The organism is Pseudomonas sp. Irchel s3h17, assembly GCF_900187505.1.
Classification (GTDB): Bacteria; Pseudomonadota; Gammaproteobacteria; order Pseudomonadales; family Pseudomonadaceae; genus Aquipseudomonas.
On record NZ_FYDL01000010.1, the window covers coordinates 50292 to 72292 of the forward strand.

The window sequence follows — 22001 nt, forward strand, 5'->3', positions numbered from 1 at the left end:
TCGAGCCGCCCCTGTTTGTGGATGACCGCCGGGCGATCAAGAAAGTTTCGATGGGGCTACGGACGGTATCGGGGGGCGGGAAATGTGCGGGTGTCAGAGCGCCGATGGGCATCTACGCTTGTAGCGACCGCTCAAGGCTGCGATCTTCTGTGTCCATCACCCCTCGTCAATAGGAGCGCCGCGTTTTGGCTCATCTCAAGGCTGCGATCTGGCTCGCGTTACTGCTGTGCATCGGCAGCCCCCAATGGTCGGAGGCGGCACTGCCCGGGCTGGCGGCTGTGAAGGGGACCGCGACAACCGCGGCACCCGAACCGATCGTGCAGGGCGGCCTGCTTGGGGCAATCAGCAACAGCATCGATGACGTGCAGGAAAAGCTCGATCTCAACGAGCATCTGGTCGAAGCCTGGCGTGAGCGGGCGGACCGGGCGGTCGATGAAGTGGATCAACTGGTCAATGAGCCGTCGCCTCGTTCGAACTGGCGCGTGGTCGGCGACTTCGTGTTGTTGACCTGTGTGTGGATCGGTCTTTTTGTGCTGCTGCGGCTGCTGGGGGGCATGCTGGCTAGGCGCCTTGCAACGTCACGCATGTTGCGTGCCCGCGAACGCGGCCGGGCGTTGCTCGACTACTTGCTGGGCTACACCTTGCCGGCCGCGGTCAGCCTGCCCGTGACGCTCTACATCAGCCTGCTTCTGCAAGCCTCGGCCGGTCGGGCGCTGGCGCTGTGCCTGGCCTACGCCACCAGTGCCGGCCTGTTCGCGGCTTCGCTGCTGTTGTCGCTGGTGGTGCTGTTCAATGTCGGGCACAAACGTTGTGCGGTGCGCATCGTTCGCCAGCACTGCCCAAGACCGTTGTTCCTGATGGGGTTCCTGGTTGCCCTCAGCGACGCCTTGACCAGCCCGCAGATCGCCCATCGCCTGGGCGACAACCTCACCAGCAGTATCGCGGTGTTTACCGGGGTGACGGCTTCGATCATTTTCGGTCTGCTGGTGATTCGCCTGCGCCGGCCGGTCGGCCAGATGATCCGGATTCTGCCACTGGCCCAGCGGACCAGTCAGCCGGCATTACGCGAGACGCTGCGGGTCTTTTCCGGCGTCTGGTACTGGCCGATTCTGTTGATGGTGCTGGTCTCGGTGATCAACCTGATCGGCATTGGCGACGACAACCAGAAGGTGCTGCGTTGTGCGTTGTTCACCACCATCCTGCTGATTGCCACCGTGTTCATCAGCACCATGCTGCAACATATGTTCAAGTCCTCCGGTGCGCTGGCGGCGCAGCGCAGCAGTGCCTATAAAGAGCGTTTCCTCACCCTGTCCCACGCCTTGCTGCGGATCCTCATGGCGATTGCCTTCATCGACATCCTGGGGCGGATCTGGGGCGTGTCGCTGTTCGAGTTCGCGGTCAGCAATGCCGTTGGCCGGGCGATCAGCGATTCCCTGAGCCGCATCGGCCTGATCTTCCTGATCACCTGGCTGGTCTGGGTAGTGCTGGACACGGCCATCCATGAAGCGCTCAAGCCCCCGGTCAACAAGCGCAATGCGCGCCAGCCGAGCACTCGGATCAAAACCATCCTGCCGCTGCTGCGCAATGCGATCAAAATCATCCTGGTGGTGATCTGCGCGATCACCACCATGGCCAATCTGGGGATCAACGTCGCTCCCTTCCTGGCCGGTGCCGGGGTGGTGGGGTTGGCGATCGGTTTCGGTTCGCAGCAATTGGTGCAGGACGTGATCACCGGGTTGTTCATCATCGTCGAAGACACCCTGTCGATCGGCGATTGGGTGGTGCTCGACTCCGGCCATGCCGGCACGGTGGAAGGGCTGACCATCCGCACCCTGCGTCTGCGTGATGGCAAGGGGTTCGTGCACTCGGTGCCTTTCGGGCAGATCAAGGCCGTCACCAATCAGTCGCGACAATTCGCCTTTGCGTATTTCTCGGTGCAATTCACCTATGACACCGACGTCGACAAGGCCATCTTGTTGATCCGCGAGGCGGGCCGCTCGATCAGCGAGGACCCGTTCCTCAAGTACAACCTGCAGGGGCCGCTGGAGGTCTTCGGTGTCGACAAAATGGACCTCAACGGCATGGTCCTGACGGCGCAGTTCCGAACGGTGTCGGGCGGGCAGTATGCGGTGAACAGGGCGTTCAACCTGCGCTTGAAAAAGCTTGTGGATAACAGCCCCTGGGTGCATTTCGCGCAAACCTATCCACAGCAGGTGTTGTTGCATGAGCGGCACCTGGACAAACCCGAGGACAAGCATGACGAACACGCTGGTGCCAAGGACAGTCCGGGGGTGGTGCTGCCCCAGCCGACACGCAACCCATGACCCCCTTGCCACGACGCACTCATTGGCCAATGGGTGGGGGTGTAACCGGGCGATCTACACTTTACGGGTGACGGTTGCGCTTTAAACCCGCAAAATGCAAGGATTCTGGCAATTCACAACGGCAACGCCCGTGGGTGCTGTCGACACAACCATCGTTCCAAACAGACTGGGCCTGCTGACTCTATGCGAATGCGCCTTATGTTACTGGGTGGCGGAAATGCCCTTGGGCAGGCGCTGATTCGCCTCGGTGCGGAGGAAGACATCGGTTTCCTCGCGCCCCGTCCACCCCAAGACGGCTGGGACGCCGCGAGCCTGACACAACTGCTCGACGACACGCGCCCGGACGCGCTGATCAACCTCGCCTACTACTTCGACTGGTTCCAGGCCGAAACCGTGGCCGAGGCGCGTCTGGCGGCGCAGGAAAGAGCGGTCGAACGGCTGGCCGAACTGTGCCAGCACCACAATATCGTGTTGCTACAGCCTTCCAGCTATCGAGTATTCGATGGCTCGCGGGCAACGGCCTACAGCGAGAAAGACGAGCCCGTCCCCTTGGGCCTGCGTGGCCAGGCCTTGTGGCGTATCGAGCAAAGTGTGCGCGCCACCTGCCCGCAACACGTGATGTTACGTTTTGGCTGGTTGCTCGATGACAGTCTCGACGGCTCCCTTGGGCGTTTCCTGGCGCGTGCCGAATTGACCGAAGAGTTGCTGTTGGCTGATGACCGGCGTGGCAACCCGACACCGGTGGATGACGCCGCGCGGGTGATCATTTCGGTGCTCAAGCAACTCGATTGCGCCGCGCCACTGTGGGGCACATACCACTACGCCGGGCATGAGGCGACCACGCCGTTGGCGCTGGGCCAGGCGATCCTCGCCGAAGCCCGCAACCTGCACCCGCTGGCCATCGAGGCACCGACCGCCCAGGCTCATGCCGCGCGTTCGGATGCCGCCGAAGAACCGCAGCACGCGGTACTGGCCTGCAAGAAAATTCTACACACCTTCGGGATCAAGCCTCGCGCCTGGCGCGCAGCCCTCCCGGCCTTACTGGATAGGTTTTATCGTCATGGCTGATGGCCCTGTTTTGATCACCGGCGGTGCCGGTTTCATTGGCTCGCACCTCACCGATGCCTTGCTCGCCAAGGGCCATTCGGTGCGTATCCTCGATGACCTGTCCACCGGCAAACGCAGTAACCTGGCGCTGAATAATCCACGAGTCGAGCTCATCGAAGGCGATGTGGCTGACGCCGCGCTGGTGGCGAGGGCGATGGCCGGTTGCCGTGCGGTGGCGCACCTGGCCGCCGTGGCCTCGGTGCAGGCGTCGGTGGACGATCCGGTGCGTACGCACCAGAGCAACTTCATCGGCACCTTGAACGTCTGTGAAGCCATGCGCCAGGCGGGCGTCAAGCGCGTGTTGTTCGCCTCGAGCGCGGCGGTCTACGGCAACAACGGTGAAGGTGAGTCGATCGACGAAGACACCGCCAAGGCACCGCTCACACCCTACGCTTCGGATAAGCTGGCGAGTGAGTATTACCTCGACTTCTACCGCCGCCAGCACGGGCTGGAGCCGGCCATTTTCCGCTTCTTCAATATCTTCGGCCCGCGCCAGGACCCCTCGTCGCCGTACTCCGGGGTCATCAGCATTTTCAGCGAGCGTGCGCAAAAAGGCCTGCCGATTACCGTGTTCGGCGATGGTGAGCAGACACGCGATTTCGTCTATGTCGAAGACCTGGTGGACTTGCTGGTGCAGGCCATCGAGGCGCCGACACTGGAAGTGGGCGCGGTCAATGTCGGCTGGAACCAGGCGACCACCCTCAAGCAAATGCTCCAGGCCTTGAAAGAGGTGGTCGGTGACTTGCCTCCGATTACCTATGCACCGGCCCGCGCCGGTGACATCCGCCATTCCCGTGCCAATAACCAGCGGCTGTTGCAGCGTTTCACCTTCCCTGAGCAGACGCCGATGAGTGTCGGCCTGGCCCGGTTGTTGGGGCGCTGAGGGCGGTTCGACGGACAAAAAAAGGCGCCCCGAGGGGCGCCTTTTTTTGGTGTGACAGATAGCTTCTTGTGGCGAGGGTGTCGGGCTTAGAACTTGTAGCCCAGGCCCACCATGTAGACCCATGGATCCACGTCGATATCCACCTTGGCACGGGTGCCCGCGGCGAGAGCGTCGTTGTTCACGTAGCCGGTGGTGTCGATGTCGATGTAGCGCACCTGGCCGTTGATCATGATGTGGTCGGTCAGCATGTAGTCGGCACCGACCTGCCATGCCATGCCCCAGGAACTGTCCGCGCGGAAGTTGTCGAAACCTTTGGCGCTGGCCTCGCTGCCCACGTGCTCGTCGTAGATCCAGGTGTAGTTGATGCCGGCACCCACATAAGGTTGGAAGACCGACTTGTGGTCCAGCGGGTAGTACACCAGGCTCAGGGTGGGTGGCAGTTGCTTGATGGTACCGAGTTTGCCGTTGACCACGCCAAGCGCGGTGTTCTTGAGTTTGACGTCATGCTCGAACGGGGTGGCTGCCAGCAGTTCGATCGCCAGGTTATTGGTGATCATGTACGCGAAGTTCAGACCCAGCTGAGTGTCGCTGCTCAAGGTCGCCTTGCCGCCCAAGTCTGCACCCGCCAGCGGGCCTTGATCGACCTTGACGCTGGAACTGTCAGCGTCCGGGTTCACGGTGATGGCGCCGGCGCGGAGGATGATGTCGCCGGCTTCAAAGGCCTGGGCGAAGGGGGTTGCAAGCGCGAATGCAAGGAGGGAAGCGCTAAGCAATGACTTGTGCATGGGGGCTCCAAGGGACAATTTAAATTCTATGTCCCATTTTATGGAGCGCTCCAGCATGGGACGTTGACACAGCTCAATGAAAGCGTGATGGCGCATTAAGATCGTTGCAACAGCATGCGGTCATCGTGCGCGCTGGCTTGAGCGTAGACGTCAGGTCTGATCGGGCCATAAAAACTTACCGGACTTACTCCGGCAATTCGTACAGGTAAATCTTGTCCGCTTCCATCTGATACCCGGCATCCGCCAACTCGCTGGTGGATGCCTTGACCTGCATCGCGCCTTCAATCCAGTACGGCTGGTACAACTCCTCGAGCTTCACGCCGACTTCGCTTCTGACATGGACGATCTGGTTCGACGGCGGCGGTGGAACATGGATGCAGGCGCCGAAGTAGGGCACCAACAGAAACTCGGTGGTGCGGCCTGCCTCGCTGACCTCCAGAGGCACGATGTACCCCGGCAGCCGAATGTGCTGGCCGTCCAGGCTTTGCACCACCGGGGCATTGGGCATGTCCTGCCGGGCGGCTGGCGCGGACTCGGCCGACAGCGCATCGCTGATCTGCGACAGGTCGTGCAGCGGCTTCATGTTCGGTACTTCGACGGGCGCGTCCGGCGGGATCATTTGCGACCAGGTCAGGTCCTTGGGCTCGGCCGCCCACAGCGGCAGCGCGACCAGCATCAACAGCGCAAGCAAGGCGCGGGGCATCTTCAACATCCTCATAAACGGATCGACAGGCCATCGGCCAGGGATTGGCGATAGGCGCGCCAGGCCGGCACGCTGCCCATCAGCAGGGCGGCGAGCAGGATGCCAGCGAGCAGCGTCCATTCATACTCGCTTGGCCAGGCCAGCGGCAGGTACAAGCCGTAGTTGGACTGGACATACCCCTGGGCCACGGCGATCCCCAGGTACAGCAGGCCCAGCCCCGCGACCACCCCGGACACGGCCAGGGCAAAGGCTTCCAGCACCAGCAATGTCGCGATATGCCAGGGCCGGGCGCCGACCGAGCGCAGGATCGCCATTTCCCGGCGGCGCTCGTTGAGGCTGGTGAGAATCGCCGTGAGCATGCCGATCAATCCGGTCAGCACCACGAACAGCGATACCACGAACAGGGCTCTTTCGGCGGTGCCCATCAGGCTCCAGAGTTCCTGCAAGGCCACGCCAGGAAGGATCGCCAGCATCGGCTCGCCACGGAATTCGTTGATCTCGCGTTGCAGGGCGAACGTCGAGATCTTGTTGTTCAGGCCGAGCATGAACGCGGTGATGGCTTGCGGCGTGAGGTCCATGTTGCGCGCCTGGTCGGCGCTGACACGACCATCGCCCCGGGCCGGTACGCCGTTGTGCCAGTCGACATGGATCGCTTCCATGCCTCCCAGGCTGATGTGCAGCGTGCGGTCGACCGGCGTACCGGTGCGTTTCAGGATCCCGACCACGGTGAAGGGTTTGTCGTCGTGCTTGACCAGGCTGATCGCCGCCACGCCGTGGGCCAGTACCAGTTTTGCACCGAGTGTGTAGTGCAGCGCCTCAGCCACTTCGGCACCCAGCACCACCTCGAACGGGTCCGTGGCGAAGGCTCTGCCGCTGGCCAGTTGCAGGTTTTGCTGGCGCCCGTATTGATAGTGCTGGAAGTAGGCGTCGGTAGTGCCCATCACCCGGTAGCCGCGATGGGAATCTCCCAGGGACATCGGGATCGCCCATTTCACTTTCGGGTTGTTGGCGAAGTGCTCGAAGCTGTCCCAGCGGATGTTGTTGGTGGCGTTGCCGATGCGAAACACCGAGTACAGCAGCAGGTTCACCGAGCCGGAACGTGCGCCAACAATCAGGTCGGTGCCGCTGATGGTACTGGCAAAACTGGCGCGGGCCTCGGTGCGCACACGCTCCACGGCCAACAACAGGCACACGGACAGGGCGATGGCGAGTGCCGTGAGGATCGCGGTGAAGCGGCGGTTAGCCAGGCTGGCCATGGCCAGACGAAACAAATACATCTCAGACCTCTGCGGGCGTGGTGGCGCGGTTGAGTTCGGCCAGCGACAGGTGCCGATCGAACAGCGGTGCCAGGCTCTGGTCGTGGCTGACAAACAGCAGGCTCGAGCCGGCCTCGCGACACTCGGCAAACAGCAGGCGGATAAAAGCTTCGCGAGCGTCGTAGTCGAGGGCCGAGGTCGGTTCGTCGGCGATCACCAGTTCCGGCTGGCCGATCAGCGCGCGGGCGGCGGCGACCCGTTGTTGCTGGCCGATGGACAGCGAGTCGGCGCGACGGCTGAGGATGTTTTCGTCCTTGAGGCCCAAGTGCGCCAGCAAGGTCGCGGCGGCGCTGTCGACACTGCCATGGCGCTGGATCGCCCGGCGGGCGCGCAGTGTGGAAAAGTGGCACGGCAGCTCGACGTTCTCGCGTACCGACAGAAACGGCAGCAGGTTGAACTGCTGGAAGATGTAGCCGGTATGGTCGACCCGAAAGCGATCGCGGGCACCGGCCGAGAGTTGGGTCAGCTCCTGGCCGAGCAGGCGCAGGCTGCCGCGATCAGGTTTCTGCACGCCGCCGAGCAAGCCCAGCAGGGTGGTTTTGCCACTGCCGCTGGGGCCCTTGAGGAACAGCGTTTCGCCGGGTTCCAGGCGAAACGCCGGGATGTCCAGCAAGGGCGGGTGACCGGGCCAACTGAAACCCAGGTCCGACAGTTCGATGAGTGCTTGGGTCATGTGGAGCCGGTCCGGTTGGAGGTGAGCCCTGTGGGAGTGGGCGGCACTCAGAATTTCAGCGCAGCAGCGTTGGCGGTGACTTCAGCCCCTTGCTGGGCGCTCGGGCTGATGAGTTGTACCTGAATTTTTCGGGTGGCGGGGAAGGTCTTGAATACATTCGCCATATCCAGTGTCTTCAGTGCGCCCGGGGCGGCGCAGGTGAACTGGTAATGCGCGTGGATTTCGCTGTGATCAGGGTGATGTTCTTTAGACGCAGCCCCTTTGCCGTCGGTGGCGTGGTCATCGTCGTCGTGTTCATCGGCGTGGGGCGTGTCACCGAACAACGAGCTTTCCAGTTCCTGCTGGCTGACCACGCAGCGGGCGGCCTCGGGCAGGCTGAACAGGGCCAGCGGTTGCTCAAGCCGGGCGCGGACCGCCGCGATCTTGGCCTTGTCTTCTGCGCTGCTGGCCGCATGCTCGAAGCCCACCAGATTCATCGCCGGGCTTTCCAGTTCCAGCTCCAGGATCTGGCCATCGAGGGCCGCGTTCAAGCGCCCGACGCCATGTTCGTGAGCACCGAGGCTGGCATGTTCGTGGTCGTGATCGTGAACCTCTGCCGCCTGGGCGACAGCCAGCGGCAGCAGAGCAAACGGCAAAGCGAGGAGCAGGCGGCGCATGGGGAGTCTCCGGAAGATGAATATTTTGTTATGTAATCTTATAACAATATTGGCGAGAGTTTGACGGCATGCTTGGCGTTGCGCAAGACGCGTGGGAGCATGTTTCTCATAAACAGGAGGAAAGCCCAATGTTGCGCATACGGGGAAGCATCGGCGACTGGCCGGTGGATTTGACGCTGGAACTCGATGACAGCGATTGGGCGAAACTGGGCGCACAGCTGCAGGTCAGCCGAACCGATGGCGTCGCGCCGGCGGCCGGTACGCCGGTCAAGCCGGTGAATCAGGACGATTCGTTGTGGCAGCTTGCCAGGGAGTTGCTGCGCACGTCAGGGCAACTGACGGGGCCGGATCTGCTTGAGCAACTGGAGGGTTTGACCGGCAGCGCGGTGGCCGGCAAACGCTTGCTGGTGCGTTTGCGCCACTGTGCCGAGGTCAAGGTGCTGAGCGGCGGGGATACGCCGCTCTATAGTTGGATCGGGCAGGCTTAGTACAGCGCGGCGAACAACTTGCGGCGGTAGGTGGTCACCAGCGGGTGATCGTTGCCCAGCAGTTCGAACACTTGCAGCAAGGTCTTGTGCGGCAACCCTTCGCTGTAGCTGCGATTGCGGATAAACAGCTTGAGCAGGGAGTCCAGTGCCGGGTCGTATTGCTGGCGGGCCAGTTGCTGGATCGCCAGTTGGTAGATCGCCTCATCGTCCTGCGGATTTTGCGCCAGGCGGGATTTCAGGTCGGCGACATCCGGCAGGTCCGCGGCCTGGCCGAGGAACTGGATTTGCGCCTTGGCGCCTGCCAGCGCGGCTTTATGCTCATCGGTCTTGACGGCATCCAGCACGATCCGGGCTTCGCCCAGCTCACCGCGCTCTGTCAGGCAGCGGGCATAGAGAATCAGGGCGCGAGCGTTACTGTTGTCTTCCGTCAGCAGCGCTTTGAGCGTGGCTTCAGCCTCGGCGAAACGACCTTCGTCGAACAACGCCTGAGCCTGTTCGAGCGGGTCGGCGGCGGGCGGTGGTGGCATCTGCACATGGGGCTCGAGCAGGGTGCGTACCGCGGATTCAGGTTGCGCACCGGCAAAACCATCCACCGGCTGACCATCCTTGAACAACACCACGGTCGGCAGGCTGCGAATACCGAAGCGGGCAACGATATCTTGCTCGACGTCGCAATCGACCTTGGCCAGCAGCAACTCGCCCTGGTAGCTCTCGGCGATGGTTTGCAGCATCGGCATCAGCGCTTTACAGGGCGCACACCATTCGGCCCAGAAATCCACCAGCACCGGCTTGTGGAACGAGTTCTCGATCACCGACTGGTCGAAATCGGCGGTAGTGGCGTCGAAGATGTACGGCGTTTCCTGACTCATGGGGTCTCTCGAAAAACGTGGATGAGACAACTATACGGCTTGGCGGGGGCTGGCTGATAGCGGGAGCGCCGATCATTCCCACGTCCCCGCGTGGGAATACAGCACGGAACGATCCGCGTCCCTTTCAACGGCGAGTGGCGTGGTACAGGCTCACATGCCGAAACTCTTCGGGCTCGGCCAGATCCGGCAAGGTCATGGCTTCAAGCATCTCAAGCCGTTGATACAGGGGATGACGAAAGTCTCGAACCCGCGAATCCGCCACCAGTGCTTCACGGCCACGGCTGAGAAACTCATCGAGCAACGGCAGGTTGGCGCGGTCGTACAAGACGTCGGCCACCAGGATCAGGTCAAAGCGATCGGCCTCGGCGAAGAAGTCCGTCGAGTAACCGAGTTCGACCTGATTGAGCTCGGCATTCGCCCGGCAAGCGGCAATCGCCAGCGGATCCAGGTCGCAGGCCACCACTTCCAGGGCTCCGGCCTTGACGGCAGCAATCCCGGCAATCCCGGAACCGGCACCAAAATCCAGTACCCGCTTGCCGGCGACCCACTGTGGACGTTCGGCCAGGTAGCGGGCCATCGCCAGGCCGCTGGCCCAGCAGAAGCTCCAGTACGGCGGCTCATGCAGGATGCGCCGGGTTTCTTCCGGGCTGAAGGCGCGATCCATGTTGTCGCCATCGATCAGCCAGAGCTTCAGGTCGGTGGCGGGCAGCGGGCAGGGTACAAGCCGCGCGTCGCCGAGCAGTTCACTTAACGCCCGTTGCAGGTCGAGCGGTGCATTCATGGTGCTTTGACGAACTGCAACTGGCCCAGTGCCTGGGTGCTCGGTTGGAAGATGCGTTGCGCCGGCAGATGCAGGATCAACTGCCCGGACTGGCTGGCGCGACCACGCAATTCGACACGGGCACCAGCGGGAAAGGCGTCCGGGTTGAAGCGCAGATGAAACGGCAGCGCCTGGCTGGTACCGATCAGGTCGGCACTGGCGAGCAATTGCTGGGGGCGTGAGCGCTCGTCGATCACCAGCAGCGCCAGTTCAACCTCGGCACCGGCCGGAACGCCCAGCAAGGCGCCGCTCAGTTCGCGTTGGTACGCGGGCAGGGGACCCAGGTCGGCCGAGGCCCTGGCCTTCTTCTCGGCCATCTGTGGCGCGGGGCCGGGAGCAGGCTCGGAAGGTTTGGGCGCATCACTGCTACAGGCCGCCAGCAGGCTGACGAAACTGAGTAAAACAAGCGGACGTAGCGGCATTTGCGGCTCCAGCAAGGTGAAATCCATGGTTCAGGTAATATAGTCCGTCTGTATACCGTAAACCCTATGGCTTGTCTTGCCACCGGGATGCGCTACCATGGCCCTCCCTTTTTTTGTTGCCTGCCACCATGCACTGTCCCTTCTGCGGTGCCAACGACACCAAGGTCATCGACTCGCGACTGGTCGCCGAGGGCGAACAGGTGCGCCGCCGGCGTGAATGCCTGGCCTGCGGCGAGCGTTTCACCACGTTCGAGACGGCTGAACTGGTGTTGCCGCGCCTGATTAAAACCGACGGCAGCCGTCAGCCGTTCGACGAAGAAAAACTCCGCGCCGGCATGCAGCGCGCCCTGGAAAAACGTCCGGTGAGCGTCGAGCGCCTGGAATCCTCGCTGGCGCACATCAAGCACAAGCTGCGGGCAACCGGTGAGCGCGAGGTCAAGTCACTGGTGGTCGGCGAGCTGGTCATGGCCGAGCTGCAAAAGCTCGACGAAGTCGCCTACATTCGTTTCGCCTCGGTGTATCGCCGCTTCCAGGACCTCAACGAGTTCCGCGAAGAGATCGATCGCCTGGCCCGTGAGCCGGTCAAGCCATGACGATTTCTACAGAACAGGCAGTCCTTGACGCCCATTACATGGCGCGTGCCCTGGAACTGGCGCGCAACGGCCACTACACCACCCATCCCAACCCGCGGGTGGGCTGTGTGATCGTGCGTGACGGGCAGATTGTCGGCGAAGGCTGGCACGTGCGCACCGGCGAACCCCATGCCGAAGTCCATGCCCTGCGCGCGGCGGGCGAAAATGCGCGGGGCGCCACCGCCTATGTGACGCTGGAGCCTTGCAGCCATCACGGCCGCACCCCGCCGTGTGCCGATGCACTGGTCAACGCCGGGTTGGCACGGGTGGTGGCGGCCATGCAGGACCCGAACCCGGCAGTCGCCGGTCGCGGCCTGCAGCGCCTGGAACAGGCCGGCATTGCCACACAAAGCAGTGTGCTTGAAGGCGAGGCACGCAAACTCAATGAAGGTTTCCTCAAACGCATGGAGCATGGCTTGCCGTTCGTGCGGGTCAAGCTGGCGATGAGCCTGGATGGTCGAACCGCCATGGCCAGCGGCGAAAGCCAGTGGATCACCGGTCCCGCTGCCCGATCCGCGGTGCAGCGCCTGAGAGCGCAGGCCAGCGTAGTGCTGACCGGCGCGGACACGGTGCTGGCCGATGGCGCGCGCTTGACCGTGCGTGCCGATGAGCTGGGCCTGGATGCCGAACACACCGCCCTGGCCATGAGCCGTCCACCGTTGCGCGTGCTGATCGATGGCCGCCTGCGGGTGCCGCTCGACGCGCCGTTCTTCAAGGCGGGTCCGGCACTGGTCGCCACTTGTGTCGCGGTGGAAGAGCAGTATGCCAATGGCCCGGAATGCCTGATCGTGCCGGGCGACGATGGCCAGGTTGACCTGCGCAAGCTGCTGGTCGAACTGGCGGCCCGAGGTGTCAACGAAGTGCTGGTTGAAGCCGGCCCGCGCCTGGCCGGGGCGTTTGCCCAGCAAGGCCTGGTGGACGAGTACCAGATTTTCATCGCCGGCAAGTTCCTGGGCTCTTCGGCGCGGCCTCTGCTTGACTGGCCGCTCGCGCAAATGAAGGATGCGCCGGAGCTCAAGATCACCGAAATTCGCGCGGTTGGCGATGACTGGCGGGTCACTGCCATTCCTGTGCCAGCAGCGAGCGTATAATTCCCGGCTGCGGCCAAGAAGGTTTTGTTCTCGAGGAGGGCTTCATGTTTACCGGCATCATCGAATCCATCGGCAGCATCCGTGCAATGACCCCCAAAGGCGGGGATGTGCGGGTACATGTAGAAACCGGCAAGCTCGACCTGAGCGACGTCAAACTGGGCGACAGCATCGCGGTCAACGGCGTGTGCCTGACGGCGGTTGAACTGCCTGGTAACGGTTTTGCCGCGGACGTCAGTCGCGAAACCCTCGACTGCACCGCGATGAACGACCTCAAGAGCGGCAGCCCGGTCAACCTGGAAAAAGCCCTGACCCCGACCACCCGCCTCGGTGGACACCTGGTCAGCGGTCACGTCGACGGAGTCGGCGAAGTGGTGACCCGCACCGATAACGCCCGCGCCGTGGAATTTCGCATCCGCGCGCCGAAAGAACTGGCCAAGTACATCGCCCATAAAGGCTCGATCACCGTCGACGGCACCAGCCTGACGGTGAACGCGGTCGATGGCGCCGAGTTCCTGCTGACGATCATTCCGCACACCCTGAGCGAAACCATCATGGCGTCTTACCAGCCAGGCCGCCGGGTGAATCTGGAAGTGGACTTGCTGGCCCGTTACCTGGAGCGTCTGCTGTTGGGCGACAAGGCCGCGGAGCCGACTGCCGGCAGCACCATTACCGAAAGCTTTCTGGCCGCCAACGGCTACCTCAAATCCTGAAGCTCAAATTTCGAAAGAAGGGGGGTGCCTTGTGGCGCTCAATAGCATCGAAGAACTGGTTGAAGACATCCGCCAAGGCAAGATGGTCATCCTCATGGATGACGAAGACCGCGAGAACGAAGGCGACCTGATCATGGCCGCCGAGTGCTGCCAGCCAGAACACATCAACTTCATGGCCAAGCACGCCCGTGGCCTGATCTGCATGCCGATGAGCCGCGAGCGCTGCGAACTGCTCAAGCTGCCATTGATGGCGCCGCGCAACGGTTCCGGCTTTGGCACCAAGTTCACCGTGTCCATCGAAGCGGCCACCGGTGTCACCACCGGGATCTCCGCGGCCGACCGTGCGCGTACCGTGCAAGCCGCCGCTGCCCGTGATGCCAAGGCCGAAGACATTGTCAGCCCTGGCCACATCTTCCCGCTGATGGCCCAGGCCGGCGGTACCCTGGCCCGCGCCGGCCACACCGAAGCGGCGTGCGACCTGGCGCGCATGGCCGGTTTCGAGCCGAGCGGGGTGATCTGCGAGGTGATGAACGACGACGGCACCATGTCCCGTCGCGCCGAACTGGAAGCCTTTGCCGCGGAACACAACATCAAGATCGGCACCATTGCCGACCTGATCCACTACCGGATGATCCACGAACGTACCGTTCAGCGGATTGCCGAGCAGCCACTGGATAGCGAACTGGGCCAATTCAACTTGGTGACCTATCGTGATTCGGTGGAAGGCGACGTGCACATGGCACTGACCCTGGGCACCGTGTGCGCCGAAGAACCGACCCTGGTCCGGGTGCATAACATGGACCCGCTGCGCGACCTGCTGATGGTCAAGCAACCGGGGCGCTGGAGCCTGCGCGCCGCCATGGCCGCGGTGGCCGAGGCGGGTAGTGGCGTGGTGCTGTTGCTGGGTCACCCGCTCGATGGCGATGTATTGCTGGCGCATATTCGCGAAACGGCCGACCACGCCGCCGTGAAAAAACCGACCACCTACAGCATCGTCGGGGCCGGTTCGCAGATCCTGCGTGACCTGGGCGTACGCAAAATGCGCCTGATGAGTGCGCCAATGAAATTTAATGCGATATCCGGTTTCGACCTGGAAGTTGTAGAATACGTGCCCTCCGAATAAAGGCCGGTGTTTTTCACCCCTTGTTCGCGGTTCAAATATCACCGAGGGGCGCGTACTGAACGCGTCCCGGCTCTTTAAGAGATTTGTCGAATGACCCTGAAGACCATCGAAGGTACCTTCATCGCCCCCAAAGGCCGCTACGCTTTGGTTGTTGGCCGCTTCAACAGCTTTGTGGTTGAAAGCCTGGTAAGCGGTGCCGTGGATGCCCTGGTTCGCCATGGCGTGAGCGAAAGCGACATCACCATCATCCGTGCCCCTGGCGCCTTCGAAATCCCGCTGGTTGCGCAGAAAGTCGCTCAGAAGGGCGAGTTCGCGGCAATCATCGCCCTGGGCGCGGTCATTCGTGGCGGTACTCCGCACTTCGAATACGTGGCTGGCGAGTGCACCAAGGGCCTGGCCCAGGTGTCCATGGAGTTCGGCGTACCGGTTGCCTTTGGCGTCCTGACCGTTGATTCCATCGAGCAAGCCATCGAACGTTCCGGCACCAAGGCCGGCAACAAAGGTGCTGAAGCTGCCTTGTCCGCCCTGGAAATGGTCAGCCTGCTGGCGCAGTTGGAGGCCAAGTGATTAGCGACGAAAGCGATCGTTTCAACCCGCGCGATCCAAAGCCTGCGGATGCTGGTAAACCATCGAAAAGCGTCAAGCGCCGCGAAGCCCGTCAGCTCGCGACCCAGGCCCTGTATCAATGGCACATGGCCAAGCAGTCGCTGAACGAGATCGAAGCGCAGTTCCGGGTCGATAACGATTTCACCGATGTCGATGGCGCGTACTTCCGTGAAATCCTGCACGGGGTTCCGCAGTTCAAGACCGAAATCGACACCGCGCTCAAGCCTTGCATGGACTTGACCATCGAAGAGCTGGATCCGGTCGAGCTGGCGGTTCTGCGCCTGTCCACCTGGGAACTGCTCAAGCGCGTCGACGTGCCTTACCGCGTGGTGATCAACGAAGGCATCGAGCTGGCTAAAGTCTTTGGTTCCACCGACGGCCACAAGTTCGTCAACGGTGTCCTCGACAAACTGGCCCCGCGCCTGCGTGAAGCTGAAGTGAAGGCGTTCAAGCGCTGATTCGCGCTGCAGCTGCCATGGGCGAGTTTGAGCTGATCCGCAATTACTTCGCCGCCGCGCCTTGTGCGCAGGGCGGCGAGGGCGTTGCACTGGGGATCGGCGACGACTGCGCCTTGCTCGCTGTTCCCGCAGGGGAGCAGCTGGCCATTTCCACCGACACCCTCGTGGCCGGTGTGCATTTCGCGGATCCCTGCGACCCGTTTCTGCTTGGCCAGCGTTCGCTGGCCGTGGCGGTCAGCGATCTGGCTGCCATGGGCGCCACGCCCATTGCCTTTACCCTTGCCCTGACCTTGCCGACGGTGACCGCCGACTGGCTGGATGCCTATGCCCGTGGTTTGAACGCCATGGCGCAGAACTGCGGTGTGCGGCTGGTAGGTGGTGATACCACGCGTGGCCCGCTGAGCCTGACCATGACCGTATTCGGTCGTGTACCGGCGGGGCAGGCCCTGACCCGCAGCGGTGCCCGGGTGGGTGACTTGCTGTGCGTGGGCGGGGCGCTGGGTAATGCGGCCGGTGCTCTGCCGCTGGTGCTGGGGGAGCGCGTCGCGCCCGCCGAAGTGGCCGAGCCGTTGTTGGCACATTATTGGTCGCCCCAGCCGCAACTGGCGTTGGGGCAGGCGTTGCGTGGCAAGGCCACCTCGGCGCTGGATATCTCCGACGGTCTGCTCGCCGATTGCGGGCATATCGCCAAGGCGTCCGCTGTCAGTTTGCTGATCGACAACGAAAAGCTGCCGGTGTCCGCCGCACTGCTGAGCTTTCTCGGCGAGAATGCGGCCCGCGTGGCGGCCGTCAGTGGCGGAGACGACTACGTGCTGGCGTTTACATTGCCTCCTGTCCACCTACCGGCGCTGCTTGCCGCTGGCTGGCCGATTCATGTGGTCGGCCAGGTGGTGGCCGGGCAGGGCGTGACGTTGCTGGATGCCAATGGACAGGACATCACCCCGCAAACCCGGGGTTATCAACATTTTCAGGAGACACCGTGACAGATCATCCCAAACAGGTCCCGGCAGAGGTCGTGCCGCCCTCGGTCTGGCGTAATCCCTGGCATTTCCTGGCGTTCGGTTTCGGCTCGGGCACGTTGCCCAAGGCACCCGGCACCTGGGGCTCGTTAGTTGCACTGCCTTTTATTCCGCTCTGGCAGATGCTGCCCGACTGGGGCTATTGGCTGATGCTGGGCATCACCATGCTGTTCGGTTTCTGGCTGTGCGGCAAGGTCGCCGACGATTTGCGGGTACACGACCACGAAGGCATCGTCTGGGATGAAATGGTCGGGATGTGGATCACCCTGTGGCTGGTGCCGGAAGGTTGGTACTGGCTGTTGGCGGGGTTTCTGATGTTCCGTTTTTTCGACATTCTCAAGCCGTGGCCGATTCGCTGGATCGACCGCCATGTACACGGCGGTATCGGGATCATGCTCGACGACGTGTTGGCGGGGGTGTTTGCCTGGCTGGGCATGCAGGGGCTGGTCTGGTATTTCGCCTAGCAGGTTGAGGAGCTCGGGATGGTCGTTCGCTGGCTGTGGGGTGGGGTGCTTGCACTGTTCTGTACGTTTGCCGGTGCGGTCGAGGCGCCGGCGACACCGGCGGTGATTCATCTGGCCGGTGAAGACTGGGAAGGCTACACCGCAGCCGATGGCCATGGCCTGGGCTGGGACGTGTTGCGCCAGGTTTTCGAACCGGCTGGCGTGAAGCTGGACATTCGCACCGAACCTTACACCCGCTCCGTGGGCCTGGCCCGACGGGGCGAGGTGGATGCCTGTGTCGGTTCCTATCGTGATGAGGCCCGGGACCTGCATTATCCCCGCTGGAACTTCGATAACGATCACATCTACGCCCTGGGCCTGGCCGGCAGCCCGGTGCCGACCCCGCAAACGCTGGGTAGCTATCGCCTGGCATGGGTTCGCGGCTATGGCTACGAATCCTACCTGCCCAATGTCCACAGCTATAACGAAGTCATTCGCCGTACCGGGATTTTGTCGATGCTGATCCAGCACCGTGCCGACTATTACATCGACGGGCTGACGGAAATCGATTACGTCGTCAGCCAGGCCGAGGACCCTTCGCAGTTTCGCCGCACGCACGTCGCGGAACTGCCGCTGTACCTGTGCTTTGCCAGGACGCCCAGGGCTGAACAGTTGATGGCGCTGTTCGATCGGCGGATGGAACAGCTGGTGAAGAATGGTGAGTTGAAACCGATTTTCGAGCGCTGGAAACAGCCTTATCCGTTTGACTCGAACTGAGCGCGTAGCCTGTGCTAGGCGATGGGTTCGCTTGATCAGACTTTTTGATGGTTATGACCAGTAATTCAGCATAAGCGTGGTATGGAACCTTACTGTTACAATGCCGCCTCTGCGAATCTCCCGTACACAGATCAGGAGCACACCGGTGCCTGTCGTTTTTGTCGCCGCTTCCAAGCTGCCCACACCTTTTGCGCAATTCACCATGCATGGCTTTCTCGATGAGGCCACTGGCCGCGAGCACGTTGTGCTGAGCCTGGGTGAGGTTGCCGACGGTGCTCCGGTGCTCGGCCGGTTGCACTCCGAATGCCTGACGGGCGATGCCCTGTTCAGCCAGCGTTGCGACTGCGGCTCGCAACTTGAAGCCGCGTTGCGGGCCATCGCTCACGAAGGCCGTGGCGTGCTGCTCTACCTGCGTCAGGAAGGGCGGGGCATTGGCTTGCTGAACAAGATCCGTGCCTATGAGCTGCAGGACGGTGGCGCCGACACGGTTGAGGCCAACGAACGCCTGGGCTTTGCCGCGGATCAGCGCGATTACGCCATGTGCCTGCCGATGCTGGAGCACCTGGGGGTGAAGTCCCTGCGCCTGATGACCAACAACCCACGCAAGGTCAAGGCATTGACCGACATGGGCATCGAGGTTGCCGAGCGCGTGCCGTTGCACACCGGGCACAACCCGCACAACAAACTCTACCTGGCGACCAAGGCCAGCAAGCTCGACCACATGATGGGCAACGAGCATCAGGGCGAGGTAGACCGGGCGTGACGCGGGGTCAGGTTCGTCGGCGTCTGTCGGTCAATTGGTGGCAATACCTGGCGCTCGCCCTGTTGCCGTTGTTGGCGATCAACGCGCTGTTCGGTGACGGCGAGGCGATTGCGCCAGTACTGGCCATGCCGTTCTTCATCGCGGGCATGGCCTCGATGTTTGTCAGCCTGAAATTTTTTGGCGGCTACAAACACGGCTTGATCACGACCCAGAAAGCCCTCGATACCCCACAGGAACCGGCTGCCTGGACGGCCCTGGCGGTTGAGCGGCGCAAAGCCTTCCTGGCGGCCTCCTTGCCGGCCTGGATCGGTGCCCTGGCGGTCTTCGTCGGTCTTGAGGCGGTGCCGCTGGTGCTGTTGGCGCTGTCGACCGCGGTGCTGTTCTACCTCTACCGTATTCCGCGTCAACTCGCCTGATGCGCTACTGGCTGGCGGTTGTGCTGCTGGCCATCAGCGGCTCGGCGGCCGCAGTGGAGCGGGTGGTCAGCCTGGCGCCGTCCCTCTCGGAAATCGTCGTTGAACTGGGCTCGGCCGACCTGCTGGTGGGCGTGCTCGATGCCGGTGAGCGTCCCCTTGAGTTGAGCGACCTGCCTTCGGTGGGCCGTTATGGTCAACTGGACATGGAGAGCCTGCTCAGCCTCAAGCCGGATCTGTTGCTGCTCTGGCCCGGCAGCGTCGGCCCGGCGCAGCGCGAACAACTGAGTCGCCTGGGCATTCCTACCTACGTCGCCGAACCCCACAGCCTCGAACAACTCGCCTCGCAGATCGAAGCCATCGCCGGGCAATTGGGCCGGCCTGAGCGCGGGCGCACCTTGGCGGCTGACGTGCGCCAGCGGCTCGAGGCATTGCGCCAACGCTATCAGCGCTCCGAACCGCTGCGGGTGTTTTATCAGGTCTGGGACCAGCCCCTCTATACCGTGGGTGGAGGGCAGATCATCAGTGATGCGCTTGCGGTCTGCGGCGCGCGGAATGTGTTTGCCGACATGAGTTTGCCGGCGCCACAGGTCAGCATCGAGGCGGTGCTGGCGCGTAATCCCGAGGCGATTCTTGCCGGCAGCCAGGACCAACTGGATGCCTGGAGCGCTTGGCCGCAGGTGGCCGCGGTGACCCAGGGGCGTTTGTTGCTGGTGACGGACAAGGGCCTGGAGCGGCCGAGCGGGCAGATGATTGAGGCGACGGCCAAGCTGTGCCGGTTGATCGCGCCGAACCACTGATCAGCGGCCCGGGAGCGGCATGCCTGCCCTGTGGCGAGCGAGCTTGCTCGCGCTGGGCTGCGTAGCGGCCCCGGTACCGGGTGTCGACCTGTGCCAGGTTGGGGCCGCTTTGCGGTCCAGCGGGAGCAAGCTCCCTCGCCACACTGGTTAGAGCTGCGGCATCCATGTCACCCCGAACATCAGTGCCCGACCTTCTTCGCGATACCCATACGGGTTGCCGTCATGCTCATACAGTGCGCGGGTGTAGGCCTTGTCCAGCAGGTTGTCGACCTTCATCTGCAGCGTGACTTCATGGTTGACCGTCCAGCTGCTGCGCAGGCCGAGGAGGCCATAACCGCCCAGCGGCTGACGGTTCTCATTGTCGTCGTAGCTGCTGCTGACCGCTTGCCAGGTGGCGCCCAGGCCGAGCTGGTCGAATTGCCGGTCCAGGTCCAGGTTCAACGTCCGTCGGGCACGGCGGGCCAGGGTGTGGCCGGTGTCACGGTCCCGTGGATCAATGAGCGAAATCCCGAGGTTGCTCTGCCAACCGAACAGTTCCTGCTTGAGGGCGGCTTCGAAACCGTTGATCCGTGCCGAGGCGACGTTTTCCGGGCGTGAGTGGCTGCCGAAGATGATCGCGTCTTCAAGGTCGGTGCGGTATAGCGAGGCTTCCAGGCGACTGTAGTCACTCAGTTGGCTGCGCCACTGCAGCTCGTAGCTTTTCGAGGTTTCGGGTTTCAGGTCCGGGTTGCTGAAGTCCGGGTAGTACAGGTCGTTGAAGGTGGGGGCACGAAAGCCTTCGCTGTACGTCAGCAATACATCGTTGTCCGGATTGAGTGGCAGGGTGAAGGTGCCGCTCCAGCTGTTCTGGCCGCCGAATTGCTGGTTCTGGTCGCGGCGCAGGCCCAGCTCGGTGGAAAAATGCTCGCCCTGGAAGTGATGCTGAATGAAGCCCGCGCGGTTCCAGCGGCTGTCTTCTTCGAATGGGGTGCTGCTGTTGACCCGGTCTTCGTACCAGTCGCCGCCAAGCATCAGGCTGCTCTGGTCGTCGAGGCTCACATCGTTCTGCCAGTTCAGCGAGTTGCGGTAGGTGTTGAACACGCTGTGCTCGTCGCTGAGCTTATCGAAGGTTTCTTCGCGGTTTTCGCTGTGGCCCAGTTCCACCCGGGACTTCCACCCGTCGTTGAGGCGAGCGTCGAGGTAGCTGCTGACGCTGCTCACGGTGAAGTCGTTGTAGGGTTTTTGTTCGACGCTTTCCAAGGTGCTCATGTCGAAGCGGCCGAACGGGTTGTCGAACTCGCTTTTGCCACGGTTATCGAGGATGTTCAGCCCTGTTTCAAGGTCGTCGTTGAACGCGTGGCTCAGGCTCAGGCTCAAGGACTGGTTGCGATAGGCATCGTGATCGCCGTCGCTGGGGTACGACTCATGGGTGCGATTGATACCCGCAGTGTCATCCAGGCTGGCGCCGAGGTTGAAGCGGGTTTGCGCATCGCCGCCGGACAGGCCGAGGCTGCGCTCCCACGTCTGGTTGCTGCCAAAGCCTGCGTGCAGACGCGGTTGCAGGCCCGGTTCGGCGCTGCGCCGGGTAAAAATCTGGATCACCCCGCCAATGGCGTCGCTGCCATAGATCACCGAGCGTGAGCCACGCAGCACTTCCACACGCTCGATCTGCTCAATGTTCAGGTGTTGCAGGTTGCTGTCGCCCGATGTCGAGTTGCCGATGCGCTGGCCGTCCACCAGCACCAGGCTTTGTGCGGCCTTGGTGCCGCGGATGTAGATCCCCGGCAGGCTGCCTCGACCGCCGGATTGCGAGACCTGTACGCCCGGCACCCGGCTCAGCAGGTCGGTCACGCTGTCCGGCTGCAGGCGGTCGATGTCGTCGCGGGTGAACACGGTGTTGGCGGCGCTGCTGTCGTTGCGGGCCTCGACCTGGCGAGTGGCGCTGATCAGCACGTCGGGCAGTTTCAGGGCCTGTTCGCGCTCGAAAGTGTCGGCGAGGGCGCAGGCGGTGGGCAGCAGCGAGAGGGTCAGGGCGAGGCGGGGGAGGTTCATGGGCTGTCTATTGGCACGTTGGGCGAACACAACCTGGGTAGGTTCATACAACCCATGCGGGAGCGGGCTTGCTCGCGAAGGCGGCCGAT

At 62.8% G+C, this 22001-nt stretch carries 25 protein-coding genes; 16 read left to right on the forward strand and 9 right to left on the reverse strand.

The genetic code is table 11. From position 1 onward, the window contains the following. Nucleotides 1-185: 185 nt before the first annotated feature. The 3 genes from CKW25_RS15920 to CKW25_RS15930 all read left to right on the forward strand — a co-directional run bounded on the left by CKW25_RS15920 (nt 186) and on the right by CKW25_RS15930 (nt 4314). Nucleotides 186-2324: a mechanosensitive ion channel family protein gene (locus tag CKW25_RS15920; protein ID WP_095080476.1), complete on the forward strand. Its 2139-nt coding sequence runs from the start codon at nt 186-188 to the stop codon at nt 2322-2324. 183 nt (nt 2325-2507) lie between these two features. Then, complete coding sequence (locus tag CKW25_RS15925; RefSeq protein ID WP_095080478.1) at nt 2508-3392, forward strand: sugar nucleotide-binding protein; 885 nt, start codon at nt 2508-2510, stop codon at nt 3390-3392. Then, entirely contained in the window at nt 3385-4314 is a 930-nt protein-coding gene (locus CKW25_RS15930) for an NAD-dependent epimerase/dehydratase family protein (RefSeq protein ID WP_095080481.1), read from the forward strand. The genes CKW25_RS15925 and CKW25_RS15930 overlap by 8 nt, the downstream gene beginning before the upstream one ends. 86 nt (nt 4315-4400) lie before the next feature. On the opposite strand, the gene CKW25_RS15935 is transcribed toward CKW25_RS15930, so the two are convergent. The 5 genes from CKW25_RS15935 to CKW25_RS15955 form a co-directional block, all read right to left on the reverse strand. Continuing rightward, a complete protein-coding gene (locus tag CKW25_RS15935) occupies nt 4401-5099 on the reverse strand; it encodes an OmpW family protein (RefSeq protein WP_095080483.1) in 699 nt (232 codons plus the stop codon). A 184-nt stretch (nt 5100-5283) separates the two neighbouring features. Then, nucleotides 5284-5802: a DUF3299 domain-containing protein gene (locus CKW25_RS15940; protein ID WP_095080875.1), complete on the reverse strand. Its 519-nt coding sequence runs from the start codon at nt 5800-5802 to the stop codon at nt 5284-5286. An 11-nt stretch (nt 5803-5813) separates the two neighbouring features. Continuing rightward, nucleotides 5814-7079, reverse strand: a complete 1266-nt coding sequence (locus CKW25_RS15945; RefSeq protein ID WP_095080485.1) for an ABC transporter permease — start codon at nt 7077-7079, stop codon at nt 5814-5816. A 1-nt stretch (nt 7080) separates the two neighbouring features. Further along, the gene (locus tag CKW25_RS15950; protein WP_095080487.1) at nt 7081-7791 is read right to left on the reverse strand and encodes an ABC transporter ATP-binding protein; all 711 of its coding nucleotides are present in this window, start codon (nt 7789-7791) and stop codon (nt 7081-7083) included. Nucleotides 7792-7838: 47 nt separating this feature from the next. Continuing rightward, nucleotides 7839-8447 (reverse strand): DUF2796 domain-containing protein, encoded by a 609-nt coding sequence (locus CKW25_RS15955; RefSeq protein ID WP_095080489.1) that lies wholly within the window; start codon nt 8445-8447, stop codon nt 7839-7841. A 128-nt stretch (nt 8448-8575) separates the two neighbouring features. On the opposite strand from CKW25_RS15955, the gene CKW25_RS15960 reads away from it, so the two are divergent. Continuing rightward, on the forward strand, nt 8576-8935 hold the full coding sequence (locus CKW25_RS15960; protein WP_095080490.1) for a hypothetical protein: 360 nt from the start codon (nt 8576-8578) through the stop codon (nt 8933-8935). On the opposite strand, the gene trxA is transcribed toward CKW25_RS15960, so the two are convergent. The 3 genes from trxA to CKW25_RS15975 all read right to left on the reverse strand — a co-directional run bounded on the left by trxA (nt 8932) and on the right by CKW25_RS15975 (nt 11046). Further along, complete coding sequence (trxA, locus tag CKW25_RS15965; protein ID WP_095080492.1) at nt 8932-9804, reverse strand: thioredoxin; 873 nt, start codon at nt 9802-9804, stop codon at nt 8932-8934. The genes CKW25_RS15960 and trxA overlap by 4 nt on opposite strands. 124 nt (nt 9805-9928) lie before the next feature. Then, a complete protein-coding gene (locus tag CKW25_RS15970) occupies nt 9929-10585 on the reverse strand; it encodes a methyltransferase (protein ID WP_095080494.1) in 657 nt (218 codons plus the stop codon). Beyond that, nucleotides 10582-11046 (reverse strand): hypothetical protein, encoded by a 465-nt coding sequence (locus CKW25_RS15975; RefSeq protein WP_095080877.1) that lies wholly within the window; start codon nt 11044-11046, stop codon nt 10582-10584. Before CKW25_RS15975 ends, CKW25_RS15970 begins: the two co-directional genes overlap by 4 nt. 128 nt (nt 11047-11174) lie before the next feature. Between CKW25_RS15975 and nrdR the strand changes: the two genes are divergently transcribed. The 12 genes from nrdR (at nt 11175) to CKW25_RS16035 (ending at nt 19881) form a co-directional block, all read left to right on the forward strand. Then, nucleotides 11175-11639 (forward strand): transcriptional regulator NrdR, encoded by a 465-nt coding sequence (gene nrdR, locus CKW25_RS15980; RefSeq protein ID WP_166590477.1) that lies wholly within the window; start codon nt 11175-11177, stop codon nt 11637-11639. Continuing rightward, nucleotides 11636-12769, forward strand: a complete 1134-nt coding sequence (gene ribD, locus CKW25_RS15985; RefSeq protein ID WP_095080496.1) for a bifunctional diaminohydroxyphosphoribosylaminopyrimidine deaminase/5-amino-6-(5-phosphoribosylamino)uracil reductase RibD — start codon at nt 11636-11638, stop codon at nt 12767-12769. The genes nrdR and ribD overlap by 4 nt, the downstream gene beginning before the upstream one ends. A 44-nt stretch (nt 12770-12813) precedes the next feature. Beyond that, complete coding sequence (locus tag CKW25_RS15990) at nt 12814-13479, forward strand: riboflavin synthase (RefSeq protein ID WP_095080498.1); 666 nt, start codon at nt 12814-12816, stop codon at nt 13477-13479. Nucleotides 13480-13510: 31 nt separating this feature from the next. Then, complete coding sequence (gene ribBA / locus CKW25_RS15995) at nt 13511-14602, forward strand: bifunctional 3,4-dihydroxy-2-butanone-4-phosphate synthase/GTP cyclohydrolase II (RefSeq protein ID WP_095080500.1); 1092 nt, start codon at nt 13511-13513, stop codon at nt 14600-14602. Nucleotides 14603-14692: 90 nt separating this feature from the next. After that, nucleotides 14693-15169 (forward strand): 6,7-dimethyl-8-ribityllumazine synthase, encoded by a 477-nt coding sequence (ribE, locus tag CKW25_RS16000; RefSeq protein WP_003228649.1) that lies wholly within the window; start codon nt 14693-14695, stop codon nt 15167-15169. After that, nucleotides 15166-15666 carry a transcription antitermination factor NusB gene (gene nusB, locus CKW25_RS16005; RefSeq protein ID WP_095080503.1) on the forward strand — a complete coding sequence of 167 codons (501 nt, stop codon included), beginning with the start codon at nt 15166-15168 and terminating at the stop codon, nt 15664-15666. The genes ribE and nusB overlap by 4 nt, the downstream gene beginning before the upstream one ends. A gap of 17 nt (nt 15667-15683) precedes the next feature. Further along, nucleotides 15684-16649 carry a thiamine-phosphate kinase gene (gene thiL, locus CKW25_RS16010; protein WP_095080505.1) on the forward strand — a complete coding sequence of 322 codons (966 nt, stop codon included), beginning with the start codon at nt 15684-15686 and terminating at the stop codon, nt 16647-16649. Then, on the forward strand, nt 16646-17149 hold the full coding sequence (locus tag CKW25_RS16015) for a phosphatidylglycerophosphatase A (RefSeq protein ID WP_095080507.1): 504 nt from the start codon (nt 16646-16648) through the stop codon (nt 17147-17149). Before thiL ends, CKW25_RS16015 begins: the two co-directional genes overlap by 4 nt. Before the next feature lie 18 nt (nt 17150-17167). Next, on the forward strand, nt 17168-17905 hold the full coding sequence (locus CKW25_RS16020; RefSeq protein ID WP_095080509.1) for an ABC transporter substrate-binding protein: 738 nt from the start codon (nt 17168-17170) through the stop codon (nt 17903-17905). 145 nt (nt 17906-18050) lie between these two features. Further along, nucleotides 18051-18668: a GTP cyclohydrolase II gene (gene ribA / locus CKW25_RS16025; protein WP_095080511.1), complete on the forward strand. Its 618-nt coding sequence runs from the start codon at nt 18051-18053 to the stop codon at nt 18666-18668. Beyond that, the gene (locus CKW25_RS16030; RefSeq protein WP_095080512.1) at nt 18665-19084 is read left to right on the forward strand and encodes an MFS transporter; all 420 of its coding nucleotides are present in this window, start codon (nt 18665-18667) and stop codon (nt 19082-19084) included. Before ribA ends, CKW25_RS16030 begins: the two co-directional genes overlap by 4 nt. Next, nucleotides 19081-19881, forward strand: a complete 801-nt coding sequence (locus CKW25_RS16035) for a cobalamin-binding protein (RefSeq protein ID WP_095080514.1) — start codon at nt 19081-19083, stop codon at nt 19879-19881. The genes CKW25_RS16030 and CKW25_RS16035 overlap by 4 nt, the downstream gene beginning before the upstream one ends. A gap of 147 nt (nt 19882-20028) precedes the next feature. On the opposite strand, the gene CKW25_RS16040 is transcribed toward CKW25_RS16035, so the two are convergent. Next, nucleotides 20029-21912: a TonB-dependent receptor domain-containing protein gene (locus CKW25_RS16040; protein ID WP_095080516.1), complete on the reverse strand. Its 1884-nt coding sequence runs from the start codon at nt 21910-21912 to the stop codon at nt 20029-20031. Nucleotides 21913-22001 lie beyond the last annotated feature (89 nt).

Bases quoted from the DNA above. Each gene is read 5' to 3' on its own strand.
- CKW25_RS15925 (WP_095080478.1), top strand. From the start codon at position 2,508: ATGCGAATGCGCCTTATGTTACTGGGTGGCGGAAATGCCCTTGGGCAG.
- CKW25_RS15930 (WP_095080481.1), top strand. From the start codon at position 3,385: ATGGCTGATGGCCCTGTTTTGATCACCGGCGGTGCCGGTTTCATTGGC.
- CKW25_RS15935 (WP_095080483.1), bottom strand. From the start codon at position 5,099: ATGCACAAGTCATTGCTTAGCGCTTCCCTCCTTGCATTCGCGCTTGCA.
- CKW25_RS15940 (WP_095080875.1), bottom strand. From the start codon at position 5,802: ATGCCCCGCGCCTTGCTTGCGCTGTTGATGCTGGTCGCGCTGCCGCTG.
- CKW25_RS15945 (WP_095080485.1), bottom strand. From the start codon at position 7,079: ATGTATTTGTTTCGTCTGGCCATGGCCAGCCTGGCTAACCGCCGCTTC.
- CKW25_RS15950 (WP_095080487.1), bottom strand. From the start codon at position 7,791: ATGACCCAAGCACTCATCGAACTGTCGGACCTGGGTTTCAGTTGGCCC.
- CKW25_RS15955 (WP_095080489.1), bottom strand. From the start codon at position 8,447: ATGCGCCGCCTGCTCCTCGCTTTGCCGTTTGCTCTGCTGCCGCTGGCT.
- CKW25_RS15960 (WP_095080490.1), top strand. From the start codon at position 8,576: ATGTTGCGCATACGGGGAAGCATCGGCGACTGGCCGGTGGATTTGACG.
- trxA (WP_095080492.1), bottom strand. From the start codon at position 9,804: ATGAGTCAGGAAACGCCGTACATCTTCGACGCCACTACCGCCGATTTC.
- CKW25_RS15970 (WP_095080494.1), bottom strand. From the start codon at position 10,585: ATGAATGCACCGCTCGACCTGCAACGGGCGTTAAGTGAACTGCTCGGC.
- CKW25_RS15975 (WP_095080877.1), bottom strand. From the start codon at position 11,046: ATGCCGCTACGTCCGCTTGTTTTACTCAGTTTCGTCAGCCTGCTGGCG.
- nrdR (WP_166590477.1), top strand. From the start codon at position 11,175: ATGCACTGTCCCTTCTGCGGTGCCAACGACACCAAGGTCATCGACTCG.
- ribD (WP_095080496.1), top strand. From the start codon at position 11,636: ATGACGATTTCTACAGAACAGGCAGTCCTTGACGCCCATTACATGGCG.
- CKW25_RS15990 (WP_095080498.1), top strand. From the start codon at position 12,814: ATGTTTACCGGCATCATCGAATCCATCGGCAGCATCCGTGCAATGACC.
- ribE (WP_003228649.1), top strand. From the start codon at position 14,693: ATGACCCTGAAGACCATCGAAGGTACCTTCATCGCCCCCAAAGGCCGC.
- thiL (WP_095080505.1), top strand. From the start codon at position 15,684: ATGGGCGAGTTTGAGCTGATCCGCAATTACTTCGCCGCCGCGCCTTGT.
- CKW25_RS16020 (WP_095080509.1), top strand. From the start codon at position 17,168: ATGGTCGTTCGCTGGCTGTGGGGTGGGGTGCTTGCACTGTTCTGTACG.
- CKW25_RS16040 (WP_095080516.1), bottom strand. From the start codon at position 21,912: ATGAACCTCCCCCGCCTCGCCCTGACCCTCTCGCTGCTGCCCACCGCC.